Origin of the sequence: Burkholderia sp. JPY481, from assembly GCF_038900515.1 — a bacterium.
GTDB lineage: Bacteria > Pseudomonadota > Gammaproteobacteria > Burkholderiales > Burkholderiaceae > Paraburkholderia > Paraburkholderia youngii.
In genome coordinates, this window is sequence record NZ_JAYMRT010000003.1 from 169902 (window position 1) to 195338 (window position 25437).

The following is a 25437-nucleotide window of genomic DNA, read 5'->3' on the forward strand; positions in this document are numbered from 1 at the left end:
GCGCTCATCGTCAGGCCCAATGCGCCGGCACCCACACGCGCCCGACCCAATGGCCCGGCACCCAGACGACAGGCCGCGGCGCGACGTACACGGGACGCGGCGCGACGTAGACGGCCGGCGGCGGCACGTACACCACCGGAGGCGGCGGAACATAGGCCGGCGGCGGCGTCACCACGACGGGCTTCGGCGGTACGTACACGACCGGCGGCGGCACGACGACCGGCGCAGGCGGCGGCGCGACCACCACCGGCTTCGGCGCGACGACCACGGTCGTACCGCTCGTCGTCGTGGTCCCGCCTGCGACCACCACGCCGCCTGTGACCACCGTACCGCTCGACGTCACCGTGTGACCCTGCGTGCCGGTCACGCTCGTCGATGTCGTCACGACCCCGGGCGCGACCCGCGTCGCGGTGCCCGAGTGATAGACGCTGTTGTTGTCCGGCCCCGTCACCGTGCCCGAGCGCGCGCAGGTCGAACCCGCGCAATTGGTCGACGCCGAATGATTGACCGTATTGCCGTTCGACCCGGTGATCGAGCCCGACGACGAATACTGGCCCGGCGCGGTGCGCGTCACGTCGCCAGACGTCGTCGCCGTTTTGCCGTCGGGGCCCGTCATCGTGCCGGTATGCGAGCAGGTACCGCCCGCGCAGCTGGTGTCGCCCGAGTGCTGCACCGTGTTGCCATAGCGGCCCGTCGCGGTACCCGAGTTCGAGAACTGGCCGGGCGCCGTGCGCGTGACCGTGCCGGTGTTGCTCGCGAAGCCGCCATAGGGGCCAGCCACGCTGCCCGCATGCGAACAGCTACCGCCGCCGCACGAGCCGTAGTGCGCGCCGTTATAGACGCCGCGCGACGTGTACGCGGTGCCATGACCCGACCAGGCGAACGCCGATGCGCTGCCGAGTGCGAGCACGGCCGCGGCCGCGCCGAGCACCGCCCTGCGCAACGCGCCTCGCGCCATGCTGGCGCGGACCTTGTCGGAACCTGCGAATGAACGATTCTTCACGATATGTCCTTGCTGGATTCGGGCCACTTGCGTAATTGCCGCGTGGCGACGAACGGACTATAGAAGGACACATCGGGGAAATCATCAGGGAAGATATGTCGCGCAGTTTCACCGCGACTCGGGCCCGCCAAGCAAGGCTTTGCGGGCATTCGTCGGGCGGCGCGACATATCTCGACATAGTTTGCGAAACATTTCCGGCCGCTGAAATGGGCCGCGATCTCAGCGGCTCAGTGGCCCACTGGCGTCACCTGCACGGCGGCGGCCGACACGAACACCGCATGCAAGGTATCGCCGACCTTCACGTCGCTCAGGTCGACGTCGGGCGCGGCCTGGAACGTCTGTGTCTGATAGGCGCCGCGCAGCGTCACGAGGCGCTGTTTGTGATCGATCTTCAGCACGGTCGCGAGTACCTCGGTCTGTCGCGCCGATTCGTAACCGCCCGACGCCGGCGAATAGCTCTGCTTGTCGGCTCGCTCGCGAATCGCCTTGCCCGCGCCGCTGACCTTTTCCGCCTTCGTGAGCAGCGCATTCTTGTAGAGCACGTCGACGCGATCGCCGATCTTCAGTTGATCGAAGCCAGCAACCTGCTGACTGACGAGCACGATCGCGACGTTGCCGCCCGAGCCCTTCAGCGTCAGCGCGCGGTTGCCCGCATCGATGCCGACGATCTCCGCCGTCATATGCACCGGCTGCGCCCCGCTGAGCACCGCCTGGGCGGTGCTCGCCATGTCGTCCTGCGCGCGCGCCGGCTGGGTCGTGGCCGCGGCCGCCAGCATCAACGCTGCGCCTATCGTCGTTGTCTTCATTCGCGTTCTCCTCGACAAGGGTTTCGATCCGGCGTGACGGTCATGATGAGCGCCGCGCAATGACTTCGCGCTACGCAGTGTTCGTGCCCGCCTCCATGAACTCCACATCTTCAGGACAACTAGTGCAAACGATAGGACGCGAATTGAACGCGCGAGGCCGCGCGCAAAAGCAAACAGCCCCATCGCGGGAACGATGGGGCTGTTGCATGAACGGATCGCAAACCGCGCGCGATGTGCGTCGCGCTACACCTGCATCACACGCGCTCGATAGCGATCGCGATACCCTGGCCGACGCCGATACACATCGTGCACAGCGCGAAGCGGCCCTGCGTGCGTTGCAGTTGATACGTCGCGGTCGTCACCAGACGCGCGCCGCTCATGCCGAGCGGGTGGCCGAGCGCGATCGCGCCGCCGTTCGGGTTCACGCGGGGATCGTCGTCGGCGACGCCCAGCGCGCGCAGCACGGCGATGCCCTGCGAGGCGAACGCTTCGTTCAGCTCGATCACGTCGAACTGGTCGATCTTCATGCCCAGACGCGCGAGCAGCTTCTGCGTGGCCGGCGCCGGGCCGATGCCCATCACGCGCGGATCGACGCCCGCCGTCGCCACGCCGAGCACGCGGGCGCGCGGCGTCAGGCCGAAGCGCTTCGCGGTGTCTTCGTTCGCGAGCAGCAACGCGGCCGCGCCGTCGTTCACGCCCGACGCGTTACCGGCCGTAACCGTGCCGTCCGGACGCACGACGCCCTTTAGCTTCGCGAGCGCTTCGAGGCTCGTTTCGCGCGGATGCTCGTCTTGCGTGACCGTGATCGGATCGCCCTTCTTCTGCGCGATCGTCACGCCGACGATTTCCTGCGCGAGCGTGCCATCGCGTTGCGCGCGCGCGGCCTTCTGCTGGCTGCGCAGCGCGAACGCGTCCTGGTCGGCGCGGCTGATGTTGTAGTCGGTCGCGACGTTTTCGCCGGTTTCCGGCATCGAGTCGACGCCGTACAGCTTCTTCATCAGCGGGTTCACGAAACGCCAGCCGATCGTCGTGTCGTAGACCTCGTTTTGCCGCGAGAACGCGCTGGTCGCCTTGGGCATCACGAACGGCGCACGGCTCATGCTTTCGACGCCGCCGGCGATCATCAGCGCGGCTTCGCCCGACTTGATCGCGCGCGCGGCGATGCCGATCGCGTCCATGCCCGAGCCGCACAGACGGTTGACGGTCGAGCCCGGCACGTCCTTCGGCAAACCGGCGAGCAGCAGCGACATGCGCGCGACGTTGCGGTTGTCGTCACCGGCCTGGTTCGCACAGCCGTAGATCACGTCGTCGATCGCGGTCCAGTCGACGTTCTTGTTGCGCTCCATCAGCGCCTTGAGCGGCACCGCGCCCAGGTCGTCGGCGCGCACCGACGACAGCGAACCCGCATAGCGGCCAATGGGGGTGCGAATCGCGTCGCACAGGAATGCTTCGGTCATGGGATGTCTCCAGTTGAGATGCTGCGTGCGCTGCGCCGCGCCGCGGCCGGCCTTGCGCCGACGACGCCGGTTCGATGCGCCGAGGCATCGGCCCGGGGGGCCGACGGCCGTGCGCGGGAAGCTGCAAAACGGCAGCGGTGTGGCGGCCGATACGTCAAGGCAGCTTAGCGCAGGATCGTGAACGATGGGCTTGGGAGTGACGACCGATACGGCTGTTGCGCCTTCCTTGCCCGCCCTTATGTTCTATATACGAACACAAGGTCATATATCGAACAAAACAGGCTCGATAATAGGCGTCGGCGCGAAAGCGTGTCAAGCACGGCCGCAGCCGTGCCAACGACACCAGGGAATACGCGAAGGGAGCGATCTTCAGCGAACTTCGATTCCTTCGTCGGCGATATAGCCGCGAATCACATCCGCGAAGTTGCGCTCGGCGGCGAGCCCGAGCCGTTCGGCGCGCGATGTATCCCACGCGCCGGGCCAGCTGCCGACGATCTTCTCGATGCGCTCGTCCGGCTGCCGCACGATGCGGCTCGCGACCGCTTCGCCGGCGACCTCGCGCAGTGCCGCGATCATTTCGTCGACGCTGACCGACAGGCCCGGCAGATTCAGCACGCGCTGCTTGCCGAGCGCGGCGCCATCGAGTTCGAGGCCGGCGATCAGGCTGTCGATCGCCTTGCGCGGCGACAGCAGCCACAGCCGCGTCGAACCGGCGACCGGACACACGGCCTCCTCGCCATTCAACGGCTCGCGAATGATGCCGCTCGCAAACGACGACGCCGCCGCATTCGGCCGCCCCGGCCGCACGCTGATGGTCGGCAGTCGCAGCACGCGGCCGTCGACGAAACCGCGCCGCGAATAATCGTTGAGCAGCAGCTCGGCGATCGCCTTCTGCGCGCCATACGACGACTGCGGATTCAGCGCGGTGTCGTCCTGTACGACTGCGGGCAGATCGCCACCGTAGACCGCAACCGAGCTGGTGAACACGACGCGCGGTTGATGCCCGCGCTGTCGGCAGACTTCGAGCAGCAGCCGCGACGCATCGAGATTGATGCGCATACCGAGATCGAAGTCCGCCTCGGCCTGGCCGCTGACGATCGCAGCCAGATGAAAGATCGCCGAGGTTTGGTCGTCGATCACGCGTTCGAGCACGCTGCGCTCTGCGATATCGCCGACTTCGGTATGCACGCGCGCATCGCCGAAATCATGAGCGCGCACGACGTCGAGCAGCACCAGCCCGGTAATCGCTTGCGGTGTGCCGTGCGCATCTTTCAACTCGCCGCGTGCGAGCAGTTCGCGCGCGAGTCGCTGGCCGAGAAAACCGGCGCCGCCGGTGATCAGTACTTTCATGGTTACGTGTCCGTCAGTGGTTGTCGGAAAGTGTCAGCGCGCCGCATCGAGATAAGGCTTCAGCCAGCCAAGCCCCGCCGAGGTCCCCGCGCGCGGCCGGTATTCGCAGCCGATGTAGCCGTCGTAGCCGAGCGCATCGATCAGATCGAACAGGTACGGATAGTTCAGCTCGCCGATGTCGGGCTCGTGCCGCTCGGGCACACCTGCAACCTGGATATGACCGATGCCGGCCATATCGCGCTTGAGCTTCATCGCGAGATCGCCCTCGACGATCTGGCAGTGATAGCAATCGAACTGCACCTTCAGATTCGGCGCGCCGACTTCGGCGCAGATCGCTTGCGCGTCGTCCTGTCGATTGAGGAAATAGCCGGGCATGTCGCGCGTATTGATCGGTTCGATGACGACCGTGATCCGTTCGGTTTGCGCGGCTTGCGCGGCATAGGCAAGGTTGTCCAGATACACGTCGCGTTGCGTTTTGCGTTGCGTTTCGCCCGCCTGATCGCCGGCGATCAACCCCGCCATTACATGAAGCTTGCGATTTCCGAGCACGCGCGCGTACTCGAGAGCCGTATCGATGCTGCGGCGGAACTCGTCCTCGCGCCCCGGCAGCGACGCCAGACCGCGCTCGCCACCGCTCCAGTCGCCTGGTGGCGCATTGAACAGCGCCTGCGTGAGACCGTGAGCGTCGAGCCGTGACTTCAGCTCGGCCGCGCGGAACTCATAGGGAAACAGGTATTCGACCGCGTTGAAACCGTCGCGCGCGGCGGCGGCGAAGCGATCGAGGAACGCGTGCTCGTTGTACATCATCGACAGATTGGCGGCGAAGCGAGGCATGTCAACAGCTCCTTTGAGACAGTCCGATACGGTGCATGACGTTCATCGGTAATGCGCGCTGCTACCAGCGCGCGCCGAACGCGGTACGGAGTTCTTCGATCGCGGCGGCGTCGAGCGGCGCGGGCCGCGGATTCGTCATCAGCCACAAGCGCGCGGTCTCCTCGAGTTCTTCGAGCGCATACGACGCGTGCGCGACCGAGCGCTCCCACACCACCGGCCCCAGACGTTCGAGCAGCACCGCCCGTACGCGGTCGGCCAGCGCGGCGATCTGCGCGGCCACTTGCGGATCGCCGGGGCGTTGATAGCGAATCAGCGGTACGTGGCCCACTTTCATCACGTAGTACGGCGTGATCGGCGGCAACACGTCCGCTTCGCTCCATACGCCCGCGAGCGTCAATGCGACCAGATGCGTCGAATGGGTATGGACGATGCCGCGCGCCTCGCCGTTGCGCGCATAGATACCGCGATGCAGCGCGAGCGTTTTCGACGGCTTGCCGCCCGACATCGCGTGGCCGTTTGCGTCGACCTTCGCGATATCGGCGGGATCGAGGCGGCCGAGACACGCGTCAGTCGGTGTGATCAGCCAGCCATCGTCGAGCCGCGCGCTGATGTTGCCGGCGCTACCGACCGTATAGCCGCGCTGATACAGACTCGCGCCGACCGCGCAGATTTCCTCGCGCACGCGCGCTTCGGCCGAGATGTGAAGTGCCGGTGCGCCGCTCATTGCGCGGCTCCATCGAGATGACGCAGCGCCTTGTCGAAGAAGTCCGTGGTGCCGAAATTGCCGGATTTCAGCGCGAGTGCGAGCGGTTCCGCTTCGGTCGTCGCGGTGGCCGGCACACCCGGATCGATTTGTGCGCCGATGCGCAGCATGCGCACGTCGAGCGCCTGCACGACCGCGCCCGAGGTCTCCCCGCCCGCGACGACGAACTTGCGCACGCCGCGTTCGCGCAGGCCGCGCGCAATCGATGCCAACGTCTTCTCGACCAGATGCCCGGCTTCGTTGACGCCGAGTTCGCGCTGCACCGCCTGCACCTCGTCGGGCGATGCAGTCGCATAGATCAGCACCGGCTCGGCGTGCACGAAGCGCTGTTGCGCGAACTCGAGCGCTTCGCCGACGACGTCCTCGCCGCGCGCCGCCGCGAGCGGATCGATGCGGAACGCGGGCCGCGTCGCGCACCAGGCGGCGACCTGCGCGTTGGTCGCCTTCGACGCACTGCCCGCGAGCACCGCCGACAAACCTTCTACGCGCGGCAATTGCGCGGCATGGGTTTGCTCGCCGAGTAGCCCCGCGCGCCGGAAGTTGGCCGGCAAGCCGAGCGCGACGCCGGAGCCGCCGGTGATCAGCGCGAGGTCCGCGCAGGCCGCGCCGAGCGTATGCAGATCGGCGTCGGACACCGCATCGGCAATCGCGATGCGCACGCCGTCGGCGCGCAGCGCTTCGAATGCGGCGCGCACGGCCGTATCGCCTTGCGCGACCCGGTCGTAACGCACAAGCCCGACCTTCGACTGCGTTTGCCGCTGCAGCACGCGCACGAGATTCGCGTCGCGCATCGGCGTCAGCGGATGGTTCTCCATGCCCGACTCGTTGAGCAGCGCATCGCCGACGAACAGATGGCCGCGGAAAATCGTGCGGCCGTTCTCGGGAAACGCGGGACACGCAATCGTGAACGACGCGCGCTCAGCAAACTCGGCGGACAGCGCGTTCAGCAACGCATCGGTCACCGGGCCGATGTTGCCCGCATCGGTCGAATCGAAGGTCGAGCAGTACTTGAAGAAGAATTGCCGGCACCCTTGCGAGCGCAGCCAGGCGAGCGCGGCGAGCGATTGGGCGACCGCGTCGGCGGCGGGGATCGTGCGCGACTTGAGCGCGACGACGAGCGCATCGGCGTCGAGCGCAGCGGCGCCCGGCGCAGCGGCGCCCGGCGCAGCGGCGCCCGGCGCATCGGCGCCCGGCGCTTCGTTGGAGGTCGGCACGCCGATCGTCTGCACCGTGCGCATGCCGCCGCGTACGAGCATGTTGGCGAGATCGGTGGCGCCGGTGAAGTCGTCGGCGATGCAGCCGAGCAGCGCGGGTTTCGTTTGAGCCGTCATGAGCACCGTCCTCGCTTATGGCTTCGCCGGCAATTCGATGCCGGGGAAAATCTTCACGACCGCCGAGTCGTCCTCACCGCCGTGGCCCGCCGTCGACGCCATCATGAACATCTGATGCGCGGCCGCCGACAGCGGCAGTGGAAACTTCGTGCGACGCGCGGTATCGAGCACGAGGCCCAGGTCCTTGACGAAAATATCGACTGCCGACAGCGGCGTGTAATCGCCCGCGAGAATATGCGGAACGCGGTTCTCGAACATCCACGAATTGCCCGCGCTGTGCGTGATCACGTCGTATAGCGCGTCCGGATCGACGCCTTCGCGCAAGCCGAGCGCCATTGCCTCGGCGGCCACCGCGATATGCACTCCGGCCAGCAACTGATTGATGATCTTCACTTTCGAGCCCGCGCCATGCGCGGCCCCGAGCCGATACACGTTGCCGGCGATCGCGGCGAGCACGTCCTCGCACGCGGCGTACGCGGCTGCGGGACCGGACGTCATCATCGTCATCTCGCCCGATGCGGCGCGCGCAGCGCCGCCCGACACCGGCGCATCGAGCATCTGCAGACCGGCCGACTCGACGCGCTTGCCGAGATCGCTGGCGAATTCCGGCGCGACCGTGGCACTGGCGATCACGACGCCGCCCGGCTTCATCGCCGCGAGCGCGCCGTGCTCACCGAATAGCACGGCCTCGGTCTGCGCGGCATTGACGACCAGCGTGATCACGACCTCGCACTGCGCGCCGAGCTCCGCGGGCGTCGCACAGCCGACGCCGCCTTCAGCGACGAACGCCTGCAGCACGTCGCGCCGCAAGTCGCACGCGTGGACCTTGAAGCCGGCGCGCAACAGCGAACGCGCAACGCCGAGCCCCATGGCTCCCAAACCGATGACACCGACATTTCTCGACATGCGTGACCTCTATGGATTGGTGCTGCATTGGTGCGTTCGCGCGCGGCGGGATCACCGCGCGCCTTCCGCGCGTCAGGCGATGCCCGCCTCGGCAAGCCGCCGTGCCGCGTTGTACAGATGCGTCTGCGCGGCATTGCGCGCCGCCATCGGATCGCCGGCGCGAATCGCCGCGGCGATCGCCGCGTGCTCCTCGCGCACCTGCCGCGAGAAGTCCTCGCGCAGCGCCTCGTTGCGGCGCGTGACGACCGTGCCCGCTTCGAGGTACTGATTGAGGAACGTCAGCGTCTTCAGGAAATACGGATTGCCCGTCGCCGCCGCGATCGCGCGATGAAACGCGACGTCTTCGGCGACGCCGTCTTCGCCATTGGCGACCGCGCGCTCGATCTGAGCGAGCGCGGCGTCGATCGCGGCCATGTCGGCATCGCTGCGACGCATTGCGGCTTCCGACGCGACCTCCGCCTCGATCGCGCGGCGCAGCGCGAGGATCTGCACGACCGAGCCCGGCTCGACGGCTTCCGCGTAGTCGATCCGCAGCGGGCGGATCGTGCCGTGCCCAGCGACGAACACGCCACTGCCCTGGCGCGGTTCGACCACCCCCTCGTTCTTCAGCCGCGACAGCGCCTCGCGAATCACCGTGCGGCTCACGCCGAACTGTTCCGAGAGCACGGCTTCGGTCGGCAGCTTGGCGCCGCGCGCGAAAGTGCCCTTGTCGATCTGCTTCAGCAGTTGCTGCGCGACGGTGTCGCTCAAAGCGCGCGAGGGAATCTTGTCGAACATGGCGGATCGGTTGGGTTGGATCGGGTGCCGCAAACTGGTCATGTTATCGGGTCATCATACAAATTTGAGACACGAATCGCATCCACGCAAACCCTGGGGTTTTTTGCACGAATCGGCGTTATTTGGCGAAATAGAAGGCTTAAGCTATCGTCTCGCCTTTGCGCCGCAACGCCACGCGCGGCGCCGCATCGAAACGAACGCGCGTCGCGTGCCTTGCGCGCGCACTCTTTTGCAACCACGATCAAGGTCCATGAGCAAAGCCCTGCCGCCGTCTTCCGTCGCGCCCGCCAACGTCGAACCGGCCCCGGAGAAACCGGGTGACTCGTACGTGCAGTCGTTCGCGCGCGGCCTCGCGGTCATCCGCGCATTCGACGCGACGCGCCCCGAACAGACGCTCACCGACGTCGCCGCGGCGACCGGCCTCACGCGCGCCGGCGCGCGCCGGATTCTGCTGACGCTGCAAACGCTGGGCTACGTGGAAGCCGAGGGACGCCTGTTCCGTCTGACGCCGAAGATTCTCGACCTCGGCTTCGCGTACCTCACCTCGATGCCGTTCTGGAATCTCGCCGAACCGGTGATGGAAAGCCTGTCGGCACAGGTGCACGAAAGCTGCTCGGCGGCCGTGCTCGATCGCACCGAGATCGTCTACGTGCTGCGCGTGCCGACTCACAAGATCATGACGATCAACCTGTCGATCGGCAGCCGTCTGCCCGCGTACTGCACGTCGATGGGCCGCGTGCTGCTCGCCTCGCTCGACGAGGAAACGCTCGACGCGACGCTGAACTCGTCGCCGCTCTACGCACACACGCCGCGCACCGTTACCGACAAGGAAGAGTTGAAGAAGGTAATCGAGCAGGTGCGTCGCCAGGGGTGGGCAATCGTCGATCAGGAGCTCGAAGGCGGTTTGATTTCGCTGTCCGCGCCGATTCGCAATCGCCAGGGCCGCGTGATCGCCGCGATGAACATCAGCGGCAACGCGCAGCGCAATTCGGCCAAACAGATGGTGAAGGCGTTTCTGGAACCGCTGCAGCAAGCCGCGCAGACGGTCTCCGAGATGGTCGCGCGGCGCGGCTGACGCACGCGGCTATCTGGTAGCGCGCATTTGCTGCGCGCTACCGCGTCGACTCTTATCGCTCACTGCGCGAGATAGCGCTCCACGAGCCGCGCCCAGAACGCCGCGCCGATCGGCAGACTGTGGTCGTTGAAGTCGTAATGCGGGTTGTGCACCATGCAACCATCCTCGCCGATGCCATTGCCGATGCGCAGAAACGTGCCCGGCCGCTTCTGCAGCATGAAGGCGAAGTCCTCGCTGCCCATCAGGATGTCGGTCTGCTCGATCACCTTGTCATCGCCGACCAGCTCACGCGCAACCTGCACCGCGAAATCCGTTTCGGCGTCCGTATTGATGACGACCGGGTAACCTTCGATGTACTCGACATGCGCCTTGCCGCCATAGCTCGCCGCCTGCGACTCGGCCAGCTCGGTGATGCGCTTCTTCAGCAACTCTCGCACCTCGGGGCTGAACGAGCGCACGCTCAGTTCGAGCCGCGCGCTGCTCGAAATCACGTTGTTCGCGGTGCCCGCGTGCATCGAGCCCACCGTCACCACGGCCGGCTGCGACGGATCGACGTTGCGTGCGACGATCGTCTGCAGCGCCATCACGATGCTCGCGGCGACCACGACCGGATCGACGGTCAGATGCGGACGCGCCGCATGACCGCCGACGCCTTCGATCGTGATGGTCGCCTTGTCCCCTGCCGACATGAACGGCCCCTTGCGAAACAGCAGCATGCCCGGCTCCGCGCCCGGATGATTGTGCAGGCCGAACACGGCGTCGCACGGGAAGCGCTCGAACAGGCCGTCGTTGATCATCTTCAGCGCGCCGCTGTCGATGCCGCTTTCCTCGGCCGGCTGGAAATACAGATGCACGGTGCCCGAGAAATTGCGCGTGGCCGCGAGACGTTGTGCGGCGCCGAGCAGGATCGTCGTGTGGCCGTCGTGGCCGCACGCATGCATCTTGCCGTGGGTGCCGCTCGCGTACGGCAAGCCGGTCTGTTCGATGATCGGCAGCGCGTCCATGTCCGCGCGAATGCCGATGCTGCGCTTGCCGTCGCCCACCTTCAGCGTGCCGACCACGCCGGTCTTGCCGACCCCGCGCGTGACCTGCCAGCCCCACTGTTCGAGCTTTTCCGCGACGAGCGCCGCGGTCCGCACTTCCTCGTACGCGAGTTCGGGATGGTGATGAATGTGATGGCGAATCTCGCGCAGGCTCGCGGCGGCGGGTTCCAGATCGGACACTTCGGTCAAACGCGGGGTCTCGTTCATCGTTTGCATGGCTCCAGTGAGTAGCCTCGCACTATATCCATGCCGTTTCGTTCGAATAAGATGCTATTTTTTTCACCCTGATTAACGGCTCTTATATACGGGGTTACCCTGATGAAACTGCAGCAGTTGCAGGCCTTCGTCGCCGCCGCGCATCACCGCAGCCTGCGCGCCGCCGCGCGTGAACTCGGCGTCACGCAGCCGGCCGTCACGCATACGATTCGCGAACTGGAAAGCGCGCTCAATGCGGAGTTGATGGTGCGCAGCGTGCGCGGCATTGAGCTGACCGCGTGCGGGCTCGCGCTGTTGCCGCGCGCCGAACAGTTGCTGGGCGACATGCGCCGCACCGTCGAGGCCGTCGAGCAGGTGAAAGGAGAACTGGCCGGCAAGGTCAGCGTCGGCACGATGCCATCGCTCGCGCTGACGGTTCTTCCGCATGCGGTGTCGAGCTTTCGCCAAAAGATGCCGCTCGTGAGTCTGCATCTGGAGGAAGTGACGGTGCCCGATGCGCTCGCGCGTCTGCGCAACGGCACACTCGATCTCGCGGCGATCCATCACGTTCAGGCATTGGATAACGATCTGGTACAGGTGCCGCTGTACTCGACGCAGTTCGTCGTCACGATGCGCGCGGGGCACCCGCTCGCGAACGTCACGCGTCTGTCCGAACTGCTCGACGCCGAGTGGATCGTCACGGTCGGCGCCGATCACTTCCCGCACAGCGTGATGATGGCGATGTTCAGCGCGCATGGTTTGCCGCTGCCGCAGTGGCTGCTGCGCGCGCCGTCGTCGTTTGCGGTGACGCTCGGGCTCGTATCGCAGACCGACGTGATCAGTTGCTTCACGCGGCCGCTCGCGCAGCGGGTCGCGCCGCTCGGCATTCGTGTCGCGCAGATCGAAGACGCGCTGCCGAACTACGATCTGAGCATCATCTCGCGACGCGATCTGCTGCCGACGCCGGCCGTACAGCAGTTCGTCGCGTGTTTGCGGCAGGTCACGCGGGAGCGGATGGAGGCCGTGCAATAAGGCCGCGTGACTGCGTTACGCGCTCATCTGCTCCTTGAGCACTGTGATCAACTCGTGCCCCGCTTGTTCGAGCGTGCCGGAGTTGTCGATCGTCGTGCAGCGCACGCCGGCCGGCAACGCAAACGGCGCACGCCGCGCCAGCCGCGCCGCGACCTGCTCCGACGATTCGCGCGCTCGCGCGCCGAGCCGCGCTTCGAGAATATGCGGCGCGGCGCTCACGTGCACCACTTCCGCGCGGGGATAGCGCGCGAGCGCATGCTGCAGGTACTGCCGCGAGCCGTTGACGACCACCGTGCAGCCGCGCGCGAGCCACGCATCGAGTTCGATGCCGATGCCATAGCGCAGCGAATGACTCGACCATTCGAGCGCGAACAGGCCCAGCACCGAGCGCGCGGCGAACTCCTCGACGCTCAGCGCGACATGCACTTCCCCATGGCCGCTCGGCCGCGTGATGTAACGATGCGCGAACACGACTGGCTCGCCGGCGAGCCGCGTGCGCGCGAATTGCAGCAGCGAATCCTTGCCCGCGCCAGACGGGCCCATCACATAGATCAAACGCCCATTCATTGGCTGCTCACCTCGTCTTGCTGCTTTTCCTTGCGATCGCCGTGTTGCGCGCCGTCGCTGAAGGGCAGCGGCTGCCACAGCACGAACGGCTCGCCCGGCGCCGGCTCGACGAACAGCGCGGCCTGATCGACCGCGAGCGGCCCGAGCGCAGGGGTGCGCTCACGCCACCATGCGAGCAGCGTCGCGCGCTCGTCGGCATCCGCTAGCGAGCTGGACAGCGTCATATGAAAACGGAACTCGTCGAACACGTACGGGTAGCCCCATTGCAGCAGCAACGCACGTTGGCGTTCGCTGAGCGGTGCGGCGAGCCGGCGCTCGAGATCGGCCGCAGACGGTCGCGCGCGCAGCCCATCTAGCGACTCCAGCGCGTTCGACGCAAGCTCGCGAATGCGCGTCTCGCCATTTGCATCGGCCGGTCGCAGCGCGACGAAGTCGCCCAGCGTGGCCGCTTCCACCGGCAACGCGAACGGCTGTTGCGCGAGCGCCCACGCGCGCGCGGCCGCAAGCACGTCGTGCTGCGTGATACCGGCGCCGAGCCGGAACGGGGCGACCAGCGTACCATGCCAACCATAGCGGCGCGGCGAGTCGGTCAACGCGGCGAGCGGGCGCGTCAGGCCAGGCGGCTGCGGCTGCGCGCAGCGCTCGCCGCTTTGCGCATCGCGGCCGAGCCACGTCGAGCCGGCCTGCCACCACGCCGATTCACCCGACGGCGCGTAGTACAGCGCGAAGCGCGCTTCATCACTCCATGCGGGGCCGCTCACAGGTCATGCTCCACGAGCAGTTGCACACGGTCGGCCGCGAAATGTGTGAAGCCGTATTTGACCGGCGTGCCTTGCAAATCGACGTCGACGTTCTCGACCCACAGCACCGGCTGCTGACGGTTGATGTTGAGCCGCCGCGCGACCTCCGGCTCGGGCAGCACGCTGCCGATGCGGCTCCACTTGCGCAGATAATCGTCCACGCCGAATTCGGCCAGCGCCTTCGTCGTGCCGCCGAGGCGTTGCACGACTTCCGGCAGCTCCGGAAAACGCGCGGCCGGATACCAGCTGCGCGCGAACGTAAGCGGCACGCCGTCGGACTCGTGCAGCGATTCGATCCGATAGACCGCCGCGCCCGCGCGCAGACCCAACGCCTTCGCGACGCTGGGCTCGGCTTTCACGCGCGAGCCCGACAGCATCGTGCCGCCGGGCGCGTGATGTTGTTGGCGCAGGTTTTCGGTGAAACGTGTACGGCGGCCGATCGAATAGTCGATCGCGCCGGGCTGTACGAAGGTGCCGCGCCCCTGCTCGACGCTGACGAGGCCGAGCGCGGCGAGGCCGAGCATCGCGCGACGTACCGTGTGACGGTTGACGTCAAAGCGTTTCGCCAGCTCACCTTCGCTCGGCAGCCGCCCTTCTTCCCCGAATCCGCTTGCCGCGATCTCGGCGGCGAGAATCTGTTCGATCTGTCTCCAGACGGCCACGCCTGCGCCGCGTTCGAGCATCGTGGCCGGCGCCGCGCTGTCGTTCGATGTCATGGTGCTGTCATTCCCTTCGGTTCAAATGATCGCCATGTCGTGCATTGTAGTGCGCAAGCCGTGATGGAAATATGAAACGTCCGCCGCGCACGACAGTCGAGACAACTACGCCTGTAAACGTCTAGACGTTTAGATGAATAGATGCTCCAATGTCCACTCGCTGGATCAACAGGAAATCCGATGAGCCCGAGTTCCGTTCCGCCCTCTGCGCCGTTGCCTGCCGTGTCTTCGGCGGCGCGGCGCGCCTGGATGGCCGTGCTGGCCCGCACGCCGCGCGCCGACCTCGAAGCCGCGCTGCAGCGCGCGCTGCAAGGTCACCCTATCCCCGCCTACGACTGGCTGCGTCCCCCTGAAATCGGCCTCGCGATGGTGCGCGGGCGCATCGGCGGCAGCGGCGATCCGTTCAATCTCGGCGAAGCGACGGTCACGCGCGCCACGCTGCGCCTTCGTGCCAGCGGCGACGCCGAGGCCACCGTCGGCGTGGCCTGCCACTTGGGACGCGACCGCCGGCGCGCCGAACTTGCCGCGCTCGCCGATGCCTTGCTGCAGATGCCGGAGCATCACGACGGCCTGCATCGTCAATTGATCGAGCCGTTCGCCGCGCAACAGAAGGCACGGCGCGCGCAACAGCAGCAGGACGCCGCGGCGACGCGCGTCGAATTCTTTACGATGGTGCGAGGCGACTGATGGAACATTCACCGATTGCATTGTCCACCCTGACGCCGGGTTTCGCGGACCCGGTCCACGATACCCAGGCCGTGTTTCGCACGCTGCTCGACGCGTTGTCGCGGCCCGGCACGATCGGCGTGATCAGTGACGTGCTGCCCGAGTTGCGCAATACGCCGGTCGAACCCGCTGCATTCGCTGCGCTGCTGACGCTCTGCGACTACGCGACACCGGTCTGGCTCGCGCAGCCTGATACCGCGCTCGCGTCGGCGTTGCGTTTTCATACCGGCGCGCCGCTCGTCGATGCGCCCGGCGACGCCGCATTCGTCTATGTGCACGATGCCGACGCGTTGCCGTCGCTAGAAAGCTTCGCACCCGGCAATGCCGAGTCCCCCGAGCAATCGGCCACGCTGCTGATCCGCGTCGACGCGCTGACGGGCGGCGCCCCGGTCACGCTGAGCGGCCCCGGCATTCTGGAGACCCAAACGATTTCGCCGGCCGGTCTTCCCCCACGGTTCTGGCAAGAGCGCGCGATGCTCGCGCCGCTGTTTCCGTGCGGCATCGACTGTTATCTGGTTTGCGGCCCGCGCGTGATCGGCTTGCCGCGCGCAACTGAAGCGAAGGTGAACTGATGTACGTTGCCGTCAAAGGTGGAGAACGCGCGATCGAAGCGTCGTGGCGTCTGCTCGACAAAGCGCGCCGCGGCGATACGCGGATCGCCGAACTGAGCGTCGCGCAGATTCGCGAGCAGTTGCGGCTCGCGGTCGCGCGCGTAATGACCGAAGGTTCGGTCTACGACGAGGAGCTTGCCGCGCTCGCAATCAAGCAGGCGGCCGGCGATCTGGTCGAAGCGATCTTCCTGTTGCGCGCGTATCGCACCACGTTGCCGCGCTTCGGCTATACGCGCGCGATCGATACCGAAACGATGCAGGTCGAGCGGCGCATCTCGGCGACCTTCAAGGACTTGCCCGGTGGCCAGTTGCTCGGCGCGACCTACGACTACACGCAGCGTCTGCTCGATTTCGCGTTGCTCGCCGATGGCGACGACGCGCGGCAGCGCGTGACGCAAGGCAATGCGCCGCTCTCGCAAGAGCCGCCCGCGCCGGAAGCGATGCCGCGCGTTGTCTCGCTGCTCGACAAGGAAGGCCTGATCGAACAGGAGCGCCCAACACCGGATGGCGCGGAACCCGGCGATCTGTCGCGCGAACCGCTCGCGTTTCCGGCGAGCCGCGCGACGCGTCTGCAGAACCTCGCGCGCGGCGACGAAGGCTTTCTGCTCGCAATGGGCTATGCGACGCAACGCGGCTACGCGCATTCGCATCCGTTCGCCGGCGAGATTCGGTTCGGCACGATCGCGGTCGAAATGGACCTCGACGAACTCGGCGAAGCGGTCGACATCGGCGATATCGATGTCACCGAATGCCAGATGATCAACCAGTTCGCGGGCAGCAGCGCGGTGCCGCCCACCTTCACGCAGGGCTACGGTCTCGCGTTCGGCCACTCGGAGCGCAAGGCGATGGCGATGGCACTGGTCGATCGCGCGCTGCGTGCCGAAGAACTCGGCGAGACGCTCTCGTCGCCGACGCAGGACATCGAATTCATGCTGTCGCACAGCGATAACGTCGAGGCGTCGGGCTTCGTGCAGCACCTGAAGCTGCCGCACTACGTCGACTTCCAGGCGGAGCTGGAACTGGTGCGGCGCTTGCGCGCGCAGCACCACGGCAACGATGAATCAGGCAATGCCACCGACAAGGAGCAAGCAGCATGAACGCGCCCGACACCGCCGTTGCAAACACCTCATACGACAGCGCCGCGCACGGCTACAACTTCGCGTATCTCGACGAGCAGACCAAACGCATGCTGCGCCGCGCGCTGCTGAAGGCAGTCGCCGTGCCGGGCTACCAGGTGCCGTTCGCGTCGCGCGAAATGCCTCTGCCGTACGGCTGGGGCACCGGCGGCATCCAGGTGACGGCCGCGATCATCGGCAAGACGGACACGCTGAAAGTCATCGATCAGGGTTCCGACGAAACTACGAATGCCGTCAACATTCGCCGCTTCTTCGCGCGCACCACGGGCGTGGCGACCACGCGGCACACGAGCGAAGCGACGATCATCCAGACCCGGCACCGGATTCCCGAAACGCCGCTGACCGAGCGGCAGATCCTCGTCTATCAGGTGCCGATGCCCGAGCCGCTGTTCCGGCTCGAACCGCGCGTCGCCGAATGCAAGAAGCTGCACGCGCTCGCCGATTACGGGCTGATCAGCGTGAAGCTGTACGAGGACATCGTGCATCACGGCAGCATCGCGACCACGTATGACTACCCAGTGATCGTCAATCATCGCTATCTGACGTCGCCGTCGCCGATCCCGAAGTTCGACAATCCGAAGATGCATATGAACGCCGCGCTGCAACTGTTCGGCGCGGGCCGCGAGCGCCGCATCCACGCGATTCCGCCTTATACGCCGGTGCGCAGTCTCGACTTCGACGATCATCCGTTCGAAGTGCAGAAGTGGCAGCACGCGTGCGCGTTGTGCGGATCGAAGGAAAGCTTTCTCGACGAGATGATCGTCGACGACGCCGGCACGCGCATGTTTGTGTGCTCGGATAGCGACTACTGTCACGAGCGGCGCGGCGACGGCGAGATCGAACCGCAAGCACCACTGCCCCGCGCCGAACGCGAAGGAGAATCCGCATGACGCCGCTTCTGAGCGCCCGCGCGCTCACCAAACAATACGGCGGCCGCAACGGTTGCCGCAACGTGAGCTTCGATCTGTATCCCGGCGAGGTGCTGTGCATCGTCGGCGAATCGGGCTCGGGCAAGACCACGCTGCTCAACACGCTGGCGCTGAAGACCGAGGCCGATAGCGGCGCGCTGCACTACGCCGCGTCGCACGGCGACCTGCTCGATCTGCGCGCGCTGTCGGAGCCGCGCCGCCGTCTGCTGATGCGCACCGAATGGGGCTTCGTGCAGCAGAACCCGCGCGACGGCCTGCGCAGCGGCGTATCGGCCGGCGCCAATATCGGCGAGCCGTTAATGGCGGTCGGCGCGCGCCACTATGGCGAGATTCGCCGCACGGCCACGCAATGGATGGAGCGCGTCGAACTCGACCCAGCGCGCATCGACGAATTCCCCGCTGCGTTTTCGGGCGGTATGCAGCAACGTCTCCAGATTGCGCGCAATCTCGTCACCAGTCCGCGTCTGGTGTTCATGGACGAACCGACCGCCGGTCTCGACGTGTCCGTGCAGGCGCGTCTGCTCGATCTGCTGCGCACGCTGACGTCGACGCTGCATCTGTCGGTGCTGATCGTCACGCATGACATCGGCGTCGCGCGTCTGCTCGCACATCGGCTGATGGTGATGCAGGCGGGCGAAGTCGTCGAAGCGGGTCTGACCGACCAGGTGCTCGACGATCCGCAGCACCCTTATACGCAAACGCTGGTTTCCTCGGTTCTGCCGGTTTGAGGCTCACAATGCAATCCACTGAGGTAGTAATTGATGCGGGCAGCGCGGCACGTCACGCCGAGCGCGCTTTCGCCGACAACGCGGCGCTGATGCTGCGCGCCACCGGCATCGGCAAGACTTTCACGCTGCACGGCCAGGGCGGCGCGCGAATCGACGCGCTCGCGAACGTATCGCTCGAAGTCGAGCGCGGTGAATGCGTGGTGCTGGTCGGGCCGTCGGGCGCGGGCAAAAGCACGCTGCTGCGCTGCCTGTACGGCAACTATCTGGCGAGCACCGGCTCGATCGCGATTCGCGACACCAGCGATCAGGGCCGGCCCGTCACGATCACCGGTGCGGAACCGCGTGACGTGCTGCGTCTGCGCCGTAGCGTGGTCGGCTATGTGAGCCAGTTTTTGCGCGTGATTCCGCGCGTGCCGACGCTCGCGCTCGTCGCCGAGCCGCTCGTGCTGCACGGCATCGCAGAACCCAAAGCAAACGCGCGCGCCGCTGAATTGCTCGCGCGGCTCAACGTGCCGGAACGTCTGTGGTCGCTCGCGCCCGCGACGTTTTCGGGCGGCGAGCAGCAGCGCGTGAATATCGCGCGAGGTTTGATCGCCGAACATCCGCTGTTGCTGCTCGACGAACCGACCGCTTCGCTCGATGCCGAAAACCGCGACGTTGTGGCCGATCTGATCGTCGAGGCGCGCGAGCGCGGCGCGGCGATCGTTGGTATCTTTCACGACGAAGAGACCCGCAACAAGGTCGCGACGCGCCGCCTGGAATTGCGGCCGCCACTGCGGCATTAAATTGACACCAGTCCCGACTGACTACGGAGCAAGTCGATGTTGATCAGCAACGCTCGCATCGTGACGCGAGATGAAGAATTCATTGGCACCGTGCGCGTGGAGGACGGCGTGATTCGCGACGTCGAACGCGGCGCGAGTTCGGCGCGCAACGCCGAAGACTGGGACGGCGATTATCTGCTGCCCGGTCTGATCGAACTGCATACGGACAACCTCGAGAAGCACCTCGTGCCGCGTCCCGGCGTCGAGTGGAATACCGACGCGGCTTTCGTGATCCACGACGCGCAAGTGGCCGCGGCCGGCATCACGACGGTATTCGACGCGCTCGCGATCGGCTCGCGCTCGAGCGTTGGGCTGCGTAACCGCCACGTGCAAACGCAATGCGCGGAGTCGCTGCTGCGGCTGTCCACGCGTCGACTGCTGCGCGCCGAGCACTTTCTGCATCTGCGCTGCGAGATCGCGACCGCCGACGTGCTCGAGGTATTCGATTCGCTGTGCGCGCATCCGCTGTTGCGGCTCGCGTCGGTGATGGACCATACGCCGGGACAGCGCCAATGGCACGACCGCGAGCAATGGCGCCGCTTCCAGGAACGCAACGGCAAGATGAGCGACGAACGTGTCGCGAGCACGCTCGCCGAACTCGCGGTCGAACAGGAGCGTTACGCGGATGAGCATCGCCGCGAGATCGTCGCGCGGTGCCGGCGGCTCGGCATTCCGGTCGCGAGCCACGACGATACGCTGATCGAGCACGTCGAACAGGCGAAGGCCGAGGGCATCGTGCTCGCCGAATTCCCGACCACGCGCATCGCCGCGCAAGCCGCGCGCGAGCACGGCATCGCCACCATCATGGGCGCGCCGAACATCGTGCGCGGCGGCTCGCATTCGGGCAACGTGTCGGCGCTCGAACTCGCGCGCGCCGGTCTGCTCGACATTCTGTCGTCGGATTACGTGCCGTCGAGCTTGCTGACCGCGGTGTTCGATCTCGTCGAAAAAGCGGGCTGGTCGCTGCCGCGCGCGATGGCAACGGTCTCGGCCGAGCCGGCGCGCACCGCCGGTCTCACGGACCGCGGCGCGATCGAGCCGGGCTTGCGCGCGGATCTCGTGCGCGTGACGATGCTCGACAGGCTGCCGGTGCCGCGCGCGACTTATCGCGGCGGGGTGCGGATCGTTTGAGTGGGTCGCGTCACGCGGTGGGCTCCTCCTCGCACCCCTCGGTCGCATCGCGCGCGGCATGCGCCTGCGCGAGCTGCGCGTGGGCAAGCCGCGTCTGCTCGGCCTGTTCGTGGAGCCGCATGGCGAGCAGATCCTGATAGCGCAGATACGCGCAACGGCCACCCGATTTCGCCGCATACATCGCCGCATCGGCGTTCAGCAGCAGTTCCTCGGCATTGCCGCTGTCGTGCGGGAACTCGCTGATGCCGATGCTCGCGCCGACCGTCATGCTATTGCCGTCGACGCTCAGCGTTTCATTCAGCGCATCCATGATGTGCTCGGCGATATCGGGCGTGATCTGCGCCGCGCGCTGCCCTTCGATCAGCACGATGAATTCGTCGCCGCCGAGCCGCGCAACCACGTCCCCGGCACACAGCACGTCCTTCAGACGGCGCGCGACCGCGACCAGCACCTTGTCGCCAACGGAGTGCCCGAACTGATCGTTGATCTGCTTGAAGCGGTCGAGGTCGACGAACAGCACCGCGAGGCCTTCGCGACGGAACCTTGCCTCCTCGATCGCGTTCTCGAGCTTCTGCATGAACAGCATGCGGTTCGGCAAGCCGGTCAGCACGTCGTGCGAGGCCAGATGCACGAGCTCGCTCTGCTTGCTGTGCAGCGCATCCATCTGCCCGCGGATTTCACGGCGCAAACGCTCGAAGCAGCGCGCGAGCACGCCGATTTCGTCGGTGCGTTTGAGCGGCAACGTGTGCATCGCGTGTTCGGCGAACAGATGCGTCGCCGCATGCGCGAGCTGATGCAGCGGCTTGGTCAGCGCTCGCGCGAACAGAATGGCCAGCAGTACCGACAAAGCGCTGAACACCAGCACCATGCGAATGATCCGCGTGCCGAGCTGATTCGCGCCGCTCAGCACGTCTTCGAGCGGCTTCGCCAGACCGAGCACGATGAAGCGATTGCCCTCCGAATCGCCGAACGGCCGCCGCACGAACGCGAGCACGCGCCCGTGCGCCTCATCGGGCCGCGCGAGACCATTGACGAGCACTTCGCTGCGCCGCTGCTCGAACAGCTGCCTCGTGACCGGAAAGCTGTCCTGCATCAGCACGCGCCGGCCGCGGTCGAAACCGAAGGTCTTCGACGCGTCGGGATGGACCAGGAAGTCGCCCCACTCGTTCGCCAGATAGACCTGGTAGTCGCTCGGCAGATCGCTCTGCAAACGCCGCAGCATGCCGGCCAGATCGACGTCGATCACCACGACGCCGACCACGGTGCCGCGCGCATCCGCGATCGGCGTGCCCAGACGCAGCGTCGGCCTGCCTTGCGCGGCATGCGTGCCGTATTCGTGATTGATCGAAATCGGCGAGGTGTAGATGCGTCCCGCCGAAAATGCGAGCGTTTCGAATACGTAGGGAAACTGAGCTTTTTCCTGTAAATCGTCACCCTGTACACGCACGAGGCCGTCGCTGTCGCGATCGAAACGGATCAGCTCGAGCCCGTGATGCTGCCGCGTGATCAGCCGCACCTGCAGATACTCCGGGTGGTGCAGCATGAAGCTCGAATACACCTGCGCGAGCCGCTCGCGGCCCTGGTTCGGGCCGATGCCGTCGTCGGTCTGCGCGACGCTCACCGATGACGGCATCGTCGCCAGCACGAGCGCGTCCGCCGCGACGTCGTCGATCGACACGGCGATGCGCTGGCCGAGCAGCTCCGTCGAAGTCTGCAGGCTACGCTCCGCTTCGTTGACCAGCATCGTGCGATTCGCGCGATACGCGTAATAGCCGGTCGCGCCCGACGCCAGCACGCCGATGCACGCGAGCAGCACGGATAGCTTGAAGGTCAGGCCGCGATGCAGCATCAGAAGCGCTCCGAACGGTCGCCCGACACGATGCGGGTCCACAATCGCTCGCGGCGGTCGATATCCTCGACCGGACTGATCCAGACGATGTGCGCATCGGGGTTGCCTTCGGCCGGCTCGGTCAGCGTATTCGCGAGCCCCTGGCGCTGCGTCAGCAGCGCGCTCACGCTCGGCTCGAGCATGTAGTTGATCCACGCGAGCGCGAGCGGCTGGTCGCTCGCCGCGCGCGTCATCGACCAGCAATCGAGCCACGCGAGCGCGCCTTCGTCCGGAATCACATAGCCGACGTCGGCGCCCGCGCGCCGCAGCAACTGCACCTGCTGCGTGCCGTAGTTGCCGAACATCAGCGCGACCTTGTGCTGGATGAAGAACGCGGTCGCCTCCTCGGGCAGCGTGTAGTAGGTCAGCAGATTGCGGCGCAGATCGACGAGCTTGTGCGCGATCGTGCGCAACTGCGCGGGGTCGAGCTGAAACGGATGCGGATAGCCGAGCGCGAGCGCGGTGAACGAGAAGTTGTGCTGCGCGCTATTGAAGTCGAGCACCTTGCCGCGATAGCGCGGGTTCCACAGTTCGAGCATCGAATGCGGCGCCACCGGAATCTGCTTGCGATCGTAGATGAGGCCCATCGACGAATAGGTGAACGGAATCGCGTAGACCTTGCCCGCCGACGTCAAGCCGCCGATCGAGCCGAGCGCCTGGAAACGCGGCAACTGCTTCTTCGTATTGGGCAGACTCGCGAGATCGAGCGGCGCAAGCAGATCAGCCTGCGTATAACGACGGATTTCGGCGGTGTTGGCGGCGAGTACGTCGAAAGGCGGCTCGTTTTTGCTGTGCATCTGCGCCCACAGCGCCTCGTCGGAATCGACGAGCGTAACCTCGACCTTCGCTCCGTAGCGTGCTTCGAACGCCTTCACGACATCCGGGTCCGCGTAGCCGGGCCATGCGAGGACGTGCAGCACTTTGTCGGCAGCCGCGGCGGGCGTGGCCAAGGCAAAACCCGCGCACAGCAGTGCGCCTGTCAGTACCCGCAACGCGCGGGGCAAAACGTCGCACCAAAATCCGGATACGCCAATCGATGTAAATCCCGATGTAATTCTCGACAAAAAGCCGACATAAAAACGGCGCTGCAATAATGCCGCGCGAACGCGCGTGCCGACGCTCGCGATTTGTCGCTTGAAAGTCTGTTTACAACAGCCTGTTTGATCCGCCTTGAACGACATCGTGCGCATGAATAACACCGTTGAGCAGAAAGGCCTTTTGATCTAGCGCAAATGCGCGGCATTTGAATCTTCACGGCTGTCCGACGATTTGCTTCGATGCGATCCGCGCCTGCGCGGGCGGTCGGCGTCCTACGCATGGAGCATCGATGATAGCGCCAAAAGCCTCGGTTTTCGCACAGCCTCGAAACGGCCGCGCAAAAATATCGGCGCTGGTAATAGCGTGTAAGCCAATGGTCGCGAGGCCGCTGTTAATTAACGGCAGATTCAGCCGCGAGCTTTAACGATATCCACGTTTCAAACTCGCGTTTCAAACCGGTTTTCGGCGAACTCGCAAGAAAATCGCCGTATATTCAGGTCGGTCACGTACGCCGGCCCACCGTATTGCCGCTCCTGCATTGCACCCGTGTTACGCAAACCCCACCAACGGTGTACGATCCGGTCACATCGGCTTGGGCGCACGCGTCGCTCTAGAGGGCCTCCTCCTGCGCCATCCGGTGTTTTACTAGCTTCCCAATATTTTTGAACTGATAAGCTTGGCGCGCGTTGCAGGCCACCCCGGCTTGCATCCTGACCAGATGCCCGTTTGCGAGTCGCGCCGGGCGTCCCGAGGCGGCACAACCGCCGAGGGCGAAATTGAACTACACCGAGGAGTAAGAACAGTGAAAAAACTGCTAGCGGCTTTGACGGTTGCCTTGATTGCCACCGTCTCCATTGGCGCACACGCTAAAGATTGGTCGACGATCCGTTTTGGCGTTGATGCCAGCTATCCCCCGTTCGAGTCGAAAGGCGCAGACGGCAAGCTCGTTGGCTTCGATATCGACCTCGGCAACGAAATCTGCAAGCGCGTCGGTGCGAAGTGCGTGTGGGTGGAAAACGACTTCGACGGCATGATCCCGGCACTGAAGGCGAAGAAGTTCGACGGCGTGCTGTCGTCGATGTCGATGACGCCGCAACGCGCCGAGCAGGTCGCTTTCTCGTCGAAGCTGTTCAACACGCCGACGCGCCTCGTCGCGAAGCAGGGCTCGGGCATCCTGCCGACCGCTGAATCGCTGAAGGGCAAGTCGGTTGGCGTCGAACAGGGCACGATCCAGGAAACCTACGCGAAGACCTACTGGGAACCGAAGGGCGCGAAAGTCGTGCCGTATCAGAACCAGGACCAGGTCTACGCCGATCTGATCTCGGGCCGTCTCGACGCAGCGCTGCAAGACGCGGTGCAGGCTGAGCAGGGCTTCCTGAAGACGCCGCGCGGTGCAGGCTTCGCGTTCGTCGGCCAGAACCTCGACGATCCGAAGATCCTCGGCAACGGCGCCGGCATCGGCATGCGCAAGGAAGACACCGATCTGAAAGCGAAGGTCGACAAGGCGATCGCCGACATGATCAAGGACGGCACCTACAAGAAGATCGAGAAGAAGTACTTCGACTTCGACGTGTACGGCAGCTAAATTGCCCACGCGCGCCGCACGGCGCGCCGGCAGCTTGTCCGAAACGGGCTCCGCGATGCGGAGCCCGTTTTGTTTTGCGGCTCCACATCTAGCCACATGAAGCCACATCGTGCGGCATATCGGCTAAGATCGTGCAACACGCGGTCGTCGGGAGACAGGTGGCCGCAGTCCGCGCACGCGGACCTC

Annotated in this window: 25 protein-coding genes; 10 read left to right on the top strand and 15 right to left on the bottom strand. The window is 65.8% G+C overall.

Features of this window, described 5'->3' with window-relative positions:
* Positions 1–10: 10 nt before the first annotated feature.
* The 9 genes from VSR82_RS10120 to VSR82_RS10160 form a co-directional block, all read right to left on the bottom strand.
* Positions 11–958: a hypothetical protein gene (locus VSR82_RS10120; RefSeq protein ID WP_429457773.1), complete on the bottom strand. Its 948-nt coding sequence runs from the start codon at positions 956–958 to the stop codon at positions 11–13.
* A gap of 272 nt (positions 959–1230) precedes the next feature.
* On the bottom strand, positions 1231–1809 hold the full coding sequence (locus VSR82_RS10125; RefSeq protein WP_429457295.1) for a hypothetical protein: 579 nt from the start codon (positions 1807–1809) through the stop codon (positions 1231–1233).
* A 254-nt stretch (positions 1810–2063) separates the two neighbouring features.
* Positions 2064–3266, bottom strand: a complete 1203-nt coding sequence (pcaF, locus tag VSR82_RS10130; RefSeq protein WP_410850354.1) for a 3-oxoadipyl-CoA thiolase — start codon at positions 3264–3266, stop codon at positions 2064–2066.
* 369 nt (positions 3267–3635) lie between these two features.
* Positions 3636–4616, bottom strand: coding sequence for a D-erythronate dehydrogenase (gene denD / locus VSR82_RS10135; protein WP_429457292.1), 981 nt, complete (start codon positions 4614–4616; stop codon positions 3636–3638).
* Positions 4617–4649: 33 nt separating this feature from the next.
* Positions 4650–5450 (bottom strand): 2-oxo-tetronate isomerase, encoded by an 801-nt coding sequence (gene otnI / locus VSR82_RS10140; RefSeq protein ID WP_429457290.1) that lies wholly within the window; start codon positions 5448–5450, stop codon positions 4650–4652.
* A gap of 61 nt (positions 5451–5511) precedes the next feature.
* On the bottom strand, positions 5512–6174 hold the full coding sequence (otnC, locus tag VSR82_RS10145) for a 3-oxo-tetronate 4-phosphate decarboxylase (RefSeq protein ID WP_410850351.1): 663 nt from the start codon (positions 6172–6174) through the stop codon (positions 5512–5514).
* Positions 6171–7544, bottom strand: coding sequence for a 3-oxo-tetronate kinase (gene otnK / locus VSR82_RS10150; RefSeq protein ID WP_498857666.1), 1374 nt, complete (start codon positions 7542–7544; stop codon positions 6171–6173). Before otnK ends, otnC begins: the two co-directional genes overlap by 4 nt.
* A 15-nt stretch (positions 7545–7559) precedes the next feature.
* A complete protein-coding gene (gene ltnD / locus VSR82_RS10155; RefSeq protein ID WP_429457286.1) occupies positions 7560–8450 on the bottom strand; it encodes an L-threonate dehydrogenase in 891 nt (296 codons plus the stop codon).
* Positions 8451–8522: 72 nt separating this feature from the next.
* Entirely contained in the window at positions 8523–9227 is a 705-nt protein-coding gene (locus tag VSR82_RS10160; protein ID WP_368587110.1) for a FadR/GntR family transcriptional regulator, read from the bottom strand.
* 250 nt (positions 9228–9477) lie between these two features.
* On the opposite strand from VSR82_RS10160, the gene VSR82_RS10165 reads away from it, so the two are divergent.
* On the top strand, positions 9478–10302 hold the full coding sequence (locus tag VSR82_RS10165) for an IclR family transcriptional regulator (RefSeq protein WP_176124671.1): 825 nt from the start codon (positions 9478–9480) through the stop codon (positions 10300–10302).
* A gap of 59 nt (positions 10303–10361) precedes the next feature.
* On the opposite strand, the gene VSR82_RS10170 is transcribed toward VSR82_RS10165, so the two are convergent.
* Positions 10362–11552: a M20 aminoacylase family protein gene (locus VSR82_RS10170; protein ID WP_410850349.1), complete on the bottom strand. Its 1191-nt coding sequence runs from the start codon at positions 11550–11552 to the stop codon at positions 10362–10364.
* 111 nt (positions 11553–11663) lie between these two features.
* On the opposite strand from VSR82_RS10170, the gene VSR82_RS10175 reads away from it, so the two are divergent.
* Entirely contained in the window at positions 11664–12572 is a 909-nt protein-coding gene (locus VSR82_RS10175) for a LysR family transcriptional regulator (RefSeq protein WP_498857667.1), read from the top strand.
* Positions 12573–12587: 15 nt separating this feature from the next.
* On the opposite strand, the gene phnN is transcribed toward VSR82_RS10175, so the two are convergent.
* Genes phnN through phnF form a run of 3 tightly spaced genes read right to left on the bottom strand, consistent with a single transcriptional unit; the run spans position 12588 to position 14655 of the window.
* On the bottom strand, positions 12588–13139 hold the full coding sequence (gene phnN, locus VSR82_RS10180; protein WP_368587114.1) for a phosphonate metabolism protein/1,5-bisphosphokinase (PRPP-forming) PhnN: 552 nt from the start codon (positions 13137–13139) through the stop codon (positions 12588–12590).
* On the bottom strand, positions 13136–13900 hold the full coding sequence (locus VSR82_RS10185) for a DUF1045 domain-containing protein (protein WP_429457279.1): 765 nt from the start codon (positions 13898–13900) through the stop codon (positions 13136–13138). Before VSR82_RS10185 ends, phnN begins: the two co-directional genes overlap by 4 nt.
* Positions 13897–14655, bottom strand: a complete 759-nt coding sequence (gene phnF, locus VSR82_RS10190) for a phosphonate metabolism transcriptional regulator PhnF (protein WP_429457277.1) — start codon at positions 14653–14655, stop codon at positions 13897–13899. Before phnF ends, VSR82_RS10185 begins: the two co-directional genes overlap by 4 nt.
* Before the next feature lie 180 nt (positions 14656–14835).
* Here phnF and phnG point away from each other — a divergent pair, with 180 nt between their 5' ends.
* The 7 genes from phnG to VSR82_RS10225 are packed head-to-tail and all read left to right on the top strand — an operon-like array spanning position 14836 to position 20740.
* A complete protein-coding gene (gene phnG / locus VSR82_RS10195) occupies positions 14836–15342 on the top strand; it encodes a phosphonate C-P lyase system protein PhnG (protein ID WP_429457275.1) in 507 nt (168 codons plus the stop codon).
* The gene (gene phnH / locus VSR82_RS10200) at positions 15342–15953 is read left to right on the top strand and encodes a phosphonate C-P lyase system protein PhnH (RefSeq protein WP_410850344.1); all 612 of its coding nucleotides are present in this window, start codon (positions 15342–15344) and stop codon (positions 15951–15953) included. Before phnG ends, phnH begins: the two co-directional genes overlap by 1 nt.
* Positions 15953–17089, top strand: a complete 1137-nt coding sequence (locus tag VSR82_RS10205; RefSeq protein ID WP_429457272.1) for a carbon-phosphorus lyase complex subunit — start codon at positions 15953–15955, stop codon at positions 17087–17089. The genes phnH and VSR82_RS10205 overlap by 1 nt, the downstream gene beginning before the upstream one ends.
* On the top strand, positions 17086–18018 hold the full coding sequence (locus tag VSR82_RS10210; RefSeq protein WP_184227340.1) for an alpha-D-ribose 1-methylphosphonate 5-phosphate C-P-lyase PhnJ: 933 nt from the start codon (positions 17086–17088) through the stop codon (positions 18016–18018). Before VSR82_RS10205 ends, VSR82_RS10210 begins: the two co-directional genes overlap by 4 nt.
* Complete coding sequence (gene phnK, locus VSR82_RS10215; RefSeq protein WP_429457270.1) at positions 18015–18785, top strand: phosphonate C-P lyase system protein PhnK; 771 nt, start codon at positions 18015–18017, stop codon at positions 18783–18785. The genes VSR82_RS10210 and phnK overlap by 4 nt, the downstream gene beginning before the upstream one ends.
* An 8-nt stretch (positions 18786–18793) precedes the next feature.
* Positions 18794–19570 (top strand): phosphonate C-P lyase system protein PhnL, encoded by a 777-nt coding sequence (gene phnL / locus VSR82_RS10220; protein ID WP_368587122.1) that lies wholly within the window; start codon positions 18794–18796, stop codon positions 19568–19570.
* 36 nt (positions 19571–19606) lie between these two features.
* Positions 19607–20740 carry an alpha-D-ribose 1-methylphosphonate 5-triphosphate diphosphatase gene (locus tag VSR82_RS10225; RefSeq protein WP_368587123.1) on the top strand — a complete coding sequence of 378 codons (1134 nt, stop codon included), beginning with the start codon at positions 19607–19609 and terminating at the stop codon, positions 20738–20740.
* A 10-nt stretch (positions 20741–20750) separates the two neighbouring features.
* Here VSR82_RS10225 and VSR82_RS10230 read toward each other — a convergent pair whose 3' ends face one another.
* Both VSR82_RS10230 and VSR82_RS10235 read right to left on the bottom strand, forming a co-directional pair.
* The gene (locus tag VSR82_RS10230; protein ID WP_368587124.1) at positions 20751–22589 is read right to left on the bottom strand and encodes a diguanylate cyclase domain-containing protein; all 1839 of its coding nucleotides are present in this window, start codon (positions 22587–22589) and stop codon (positions 20751–20753) included.
* On the bottom strand, positions 22589–23818 hold the full coding sequence (locus VSR82_RS10235; RefSeq protein WP_429457267.1) for an extracellular solute-binding protein: 1230 nt from the start codon (positions 23816–23818) through the stop codon (positions 22589–22591). The genes VSR82_RS10230 and VSR82_RS10235 overlap by 1 nt, the downstream gene beginning before the upstream one ends.
* A gap of 650 nt (positions 23819–24468) precedes the next feature.
* Between VSR82_RS10235 and VSR82_RS10240 the strand changes: the two genes are divergently transcribed.
* Positions 24469–25251 (top strand): ABC transporter substrate-binding protein, encoded by a 783-nt coding sequence (locus VSR82_RS10240; protein ID WP_013091296.1) that lies wholly within the window; start codon positions 24469–24471, stop codon positions 25249–25251.
* The last annotated feature ends 186 nt before the right edge of the window (positions 25252–25437 follow it).

Coding starts and splice junctions, on each gene's coding strand:
- otnK (WP_498857666.1), bottom strand. CDS start 7,544: ATGACGGCTCAAACGAAACCCGCGCTGCTCGGCTGCATCGCCGACGAC.
- VSR82_RS10120 (WP_429457773.1), bottom strand. CDS start 958: ATGGCGCGAGGCGCGTTGCGCAGGGCGGTGCTCGGCGCGGCCGCGGCC.
- phnF (WP_429457277.1), bottom strand. CDS start 14,655: ATGACATCGAACGACAGCGCGGCGCCGGCCACGATGCTCGAACGCGGC.
- VSR82_RS10160 (WP_368587110.1), bottom strand. CDS start 9,227: ATGTTCGACAAGATTCCCTCGCGCGCTTTGAGCGACACCGTCGCGCAG.
- VSR82_RS10235 (WP_429457267.1), bottom strand. CDS start 23,818: ATGCGCACGATGTCGTTCAAGGCGGATCAAACAGGCTGTTGTAAACAG.
- VSR82_RS10205 (WP_429457272.1), top strand. CDS start 15,953: ATGTACGTTGCCGTCAAAGGTGGAGAACGCGCGATCGAAGCGTCGTGG.
- phnN (WP_368587114.1), bottom strand. CDS start 13,139: ATGAATGGGCGTTTGATCTATGTGATGGGCCCGTCTGGCGCGGGCAAG.
- pcaF (WP_410850354.1), bottom strand. CDS start 3,266: ATGACCGAAGCATTCCTGTGCGACGCGATTCGCACCCCCATTGGCCGC.
- VSR82_RS10230 (WP_368587124.1), bottom strand. CDS start 22,589: ATGCTGCATCGCGGCCTGACCTTCAAGCTATCCGTGCTGCTCGCGTGC.
- phnH (WP_410850344.1), top strand. CDS start 15,342: ATGGAACATTCACCGATTGCATTGTCCACCCTGACGCCGGGTTTCGCG.
- phnL (WP_368587122.1), top strand. CDS start 18,794: ATGCAATCCACTGAGGTAGTAATTGATGCGGGCAGCGCGGCACGTCAC.
- otnC (WP_410850351.1), bottom strand. CDS start 6,174: ATGAGCGGCGCACCGGCACTTCACATCTCGGCCGAAGCGCGCGTGCGC.
- VSR82_RS10165 (WP_176124671.1), top strand. CDS start 9,478: ATGAGCAAAGCCCTGCCGCCGTCTTCCGTCGCGCCCGCCAACGTCGAA.
- VSR82_RS10210 (WP_184227340.1), top strand. CDS start 17,086: ATGAACGCGCCCGACACCGCCGTTGCAAACACCTCATACGACAGCGCC.
- VSR82_RS10175 (WP_498857667.1), top strand. CDS start 11,664: ATGAAACTGCAGCAGTTGCAGGCCTTCGTCGCCGCCGCGCATCACCGC.
- denD (WP_429457292.1), bottom strand. CDS start 4,616: ATGAAAGTACTGATCACCGGCGGCGCCGGTTTTCTCGGCCAGCGACTC.
- VSR82_RS10125 (WP_429457295.1), bottom strand. CDS start 1,809: ATGAAGACAACGACGATAGGCGCAGCGTTGATGCTGGCGGCCGCGGCC.
- ltnD (WP_429457286.1), bottom strand. CDS start 8,450: ATGTCGAGAAATGTCGGTGTCATCGGTTTGGGAGCCATGGGGCTCGGC.
- VSR82_RS10170 (WP_410850349.1), bottom strand. CDS start 11,552: ATGAACGAGACCCCGCGTTTGACCGAAGTGTCCGATCTGGAACCCGCC.
- otnI (WP_429457290.1), bottom strand. CDS start 5,450: ATGCCTCGCTTCGCCGCCAATCTGTCGATGATGTACAACGAGCACGCG.
- VSR82_RS10225 (WP_368587123.1), top strand. CDS start 19,607: ATGTTGATCAGCAACGCTCGCATCGTGACGCGAGATGAAGAATTCATT.
- phnK (WP_429457270.1), top strand. CDS start 18,015: ATGACGCCGCTTCTGAGCGCCCGCGCGCTCACCAAACAATACGGCGGC.
- phnG (WP_429457275.1), top strand. CDS start 14,836: ATGAGCCCGAGTTCCGTTCCGCCCTCTGCGCCGTTGCCTGCCGTGTCT.